Source organism: Pseudomonas sp. TWI923 (genome assembly GCF_039673365.1).
GTDB lineage: Bacteria > Pseudomonadota > Gammaproteobacteria > Pseudomonadales > Pseudomonadaceae > Aquipseudomonas > Aquipseudomonas sichuanensis.
This window is the reverse complement of the sequence record NZ_JBDJLM010000153.1, coordinates 1-3,357: the sequence shown is the minus strand read 5'-3', so window position 1 is coordinate 3,357 and position 3,357 is coordinate 1. Positions and strand designations below refer to the sequence as shown.

The 3,357-nt window shown below is 51.2% G+C and carries 2 rRNA genes; both read right to left on the bottom strand.

The window, feature by feature from the left end:
- Positions 1 to 50: 50 nt before the first annotated feature.
- A 5S ribosomal RNA gene (rrf, locus tag ABE459_RS25770) occupies positions 51 to 166 on the bottom strand.
- A gap of 133 nt (positions 167 to 299) precedes the next feature.
- Positions 300 to 3,193 (bottom strand): 23S ribosomal RNA (locus tag ABE459_RS25765).
- Positions 3,194 to 3,357: the final 164 nt, after the last annotated feature.

The following is a 3,357-nucleotide window of genomic DNA, read 5'->3' as shown; positions in this document are numbered from 1 at the left end:
AAAGACAAAACCCCTACCTGCATGCGCAGATAGGGGTTTTGCGAAATGAATCTTGACGATGACCTACTCTCACATGGGGAAACCCCACACTACCATCGGCGATGCATCGTTTCACTACTGAGTTCGGGATGGGATCAGGTGGTTCCAATGCTCTATGGTCGTCAAGAAATTCGGTTGCCCAGAATGTCTTAGGAACACTCTTGGCTAATTCGGATATGCGATTTGTGATGTTGCGAATTTTCGGGTCTTTCGTCTTCACCACCACAATTCGGCTTACGCGCAAATTGCTTGGGTGTTATATGGTCAAGCCTCACGGGCAATTAGTATTGGTTAGCTCAACGCCTCACAGCGCTTACACACCCAACCTATCAACGTCGTAGTCTTCGACGGCCCTTCAGGGGATTCAAGATCCCAGTGAGATCTCATCTTGAGGCAAGTTTCCCGCTTAGATGCTTTCAGCGGTTATCTCTTCCGAACATAGCTACCCGGCAATGCCACTGGCGTGACAACCGGAACACCAGAGGTTCGTCCACTCCGGTCCTCTCGTACTAGGAGCAGCCCCTCTCAAATCTCAAACGTCCACGGCAGATAGGGACCGAACTGTCTCACGACGTTCTAAACCCAGCTCGCGTACCACTTTAAATGGCGAACAGCCATACCCTTGGGACCGGCTTCAGCCCCAGGATGTGATGAGCCGACATCGAGGTGCCAAACACCGCCGTCGATATGAACTCTTGGGCGGTATCAGCCTGTTATCCCCGGAGTACCTTTTATCCGTTGAGCGATGGCCCTTCCATACAGAACCACCGGATCACTAAGACCTACTTTCGTACCTGCTCGACGTGTTTGTCTCGCAGTCAAGCGCGCTTTTGCCTTTATACTCTGCGACCGATTTCCGACCGGTCTGAGCGCACCTTCGTACTCCTCCGTTACTCTTTGGGAGGAGACCGCCCCAGTCAAACTACCCACCATACACTGTCCTCGATCCGGATAACGGACCTGAGTTAGAACCTCAAGGTTGCCAGGGTGGTATTTCAAGGATGGCTCCATGAGAACTGGCGTCCCCACTTCAAAGCCTCCCACCTATCCTACACAAGCAAGCTCAAAGTCCAGTGCAAAGCTATAGTAAAGGTTCACGGGGTCTTTCCGTCTAGCCGCGGATACACTGCATCTTCACAGCGATTTCAATTTCACTGAGTCTCGGGTGGAGACAGCGCCGCCATCGTTACGCCATTCGTGCAGGTCGGAACTTACCCGACAAGGAATTTCGCTACCTTAGGACCGTTATAGTTACGGCCGCCGTTTACCGGGGCTTCGATCAAGAGCTTCGCTTGCGCTAACCCCATCAATTAACCTTCCGGCACCGGGCAGGCGTCACACCCTATACGTCCACTTTCGTGTTTGCAGAGTGCTGTGTTTTTAATAAACAGTCGCAGCGGCCTGGTATCTTCGACCGGCATGGGCTTACGGAGCAAGTCCTTCACCCTCGCCGGCGCACCTTCTCCCGAAGTTACGGTGCCATTTTGCCTAGTTCCTTCACCCGAGTTCTCTCAAGCGCCTTGGTATTCTCTACCTAACCACCTGTGTCGGTTTGGGGTACGGTTCCCAGTTATCTGAAGCTTAGGAGCTTTTCTTGGAAGCATGGCATCAACCACTTCGCGCTCTAAAGAGCACTCGTCATCAGCTCTCGGCCTTGAGATCCCGGATTTGCCTAAGATCTCAGCCTACCACCTTAAACTTGGACAACCAACGCCAAGCTGGCCTAGCCTTCTCCGTCCCTCCATCGCAATAACTGGAAGTACAGGAATATTAACCTGTTTTCCATCGACTACGCTTTTCAGCCTCGCCTTAGGGACCGACTAACCCTGCGTCGATTAACGTTGCGCAGGAAACCTTGGTCTTTCGGCGTGGGAGTTTTTCACTCCCATTGTCGTTACTCATGTCAGCATTCGCACTTCTGATACCTCCAGCAAGCTTCTCAACTCACCTTCACAGGCTTACAGAACGCTCCTCTACCGCATCATCAAAAGATGATACCCGTAGCTTCGGTGCATGGTTTGAGCCCCGTTACATCTTCCGCGCAGGCCGACTCGACTAGTGAGCTATTACGCTTTCTTTAAAGGGTGGCTGCTTCTAAGCCAACCTCCTAGCTGTCTAAGCCTTCCCACATCGTTTCCCACTTAACCATGACTTTGGGACCTTAGCTGACGGTCTGGGTTGTTTCCCTTTTCACGACGGACGTTAGCACCCGCCGTGTGTCTCCCATGCTCGGCACTTGTAGGTATTCGGAGTTTGCATCGGTTTGGTAAGTCGGGATGACCCCCTAGCCGAAACAGTGCTCTACCCCCTACAGTGATACATGAGGCGCTACCTAAATAGCTTTCGAGGAGAACCAGCTATCTCCGAGCTTGATTAGCCTTTCACTCCGATCCACAGGTCATCCGCTAACTTTTCAACGGTAGTCGGTTCGGTCCTCCAGTCAGTGTTACCTAACCTTCAACCTGCCCATGGATAGATCGCCCGGTTTCGGGTCTATACCCAGCGACTAAAGCGCCCTATTAAGACTCGCTTTCGCTACGCCTCCCCTATTCGGTTAAGCTCGCCACTGAATATAAGTCGCTGACCCATTATACAAAAGGTACGCAGTCACCTAACAAAGTAGGCTCCCACTGCTTGTACGCATACGGTTTCAGGTTCTATTTCACTCCCCTCTCCGGGGTTCTTTTCGCCTTTCCCTCACGGTACTGGTTCACTATCGGTCAGTCAGTAGTATTTAGCCTTGGAGGATGGTCCCCCCATATTCAGACAAAGTTTCTCGTGCTCCGTCCTACTCGATTTCATTGATAAGAGATTTTCGTGTACGGGGCTATCACCCACTATGGCCGCACTTTCCAGAGCGTTCCACTAATCTCAAACCAACTTAAGGGCTGGTCCCCGTTCGCTCGCCACTACTAAGGGAATCTCGGTTGATTTCTTTTCCTCAGGGTACTTAGATGTTTCAGTTCCCCTGGTTCGCCTCTTGCACCTATGTATTCAGTACAAGATAACCAGCTTATGCTGGCTGGGTTCCCCCATTCAGAGATCTCTGGATCACAGTCTGTTTGCCGACTCCCCAAAGCTTATCGCAGGCTACCACGTCTTTCATCGCCTCTGACTGCCAAGGCATCCACCGTATGCGCTTCTTCACTTGACCATATAACCCCAAGCAATCTGGTTATACTGTGAAGACGACATTCGCCGAAAATTCGCATTTCGCTCAGTTAAGAGCAGAACTCACAAATTTTACCTTAGCCTGATCACACACCAGTGAAAGTGCATGTCAGTCTATCTATCACATATCCGAATTTTTAAAGAACG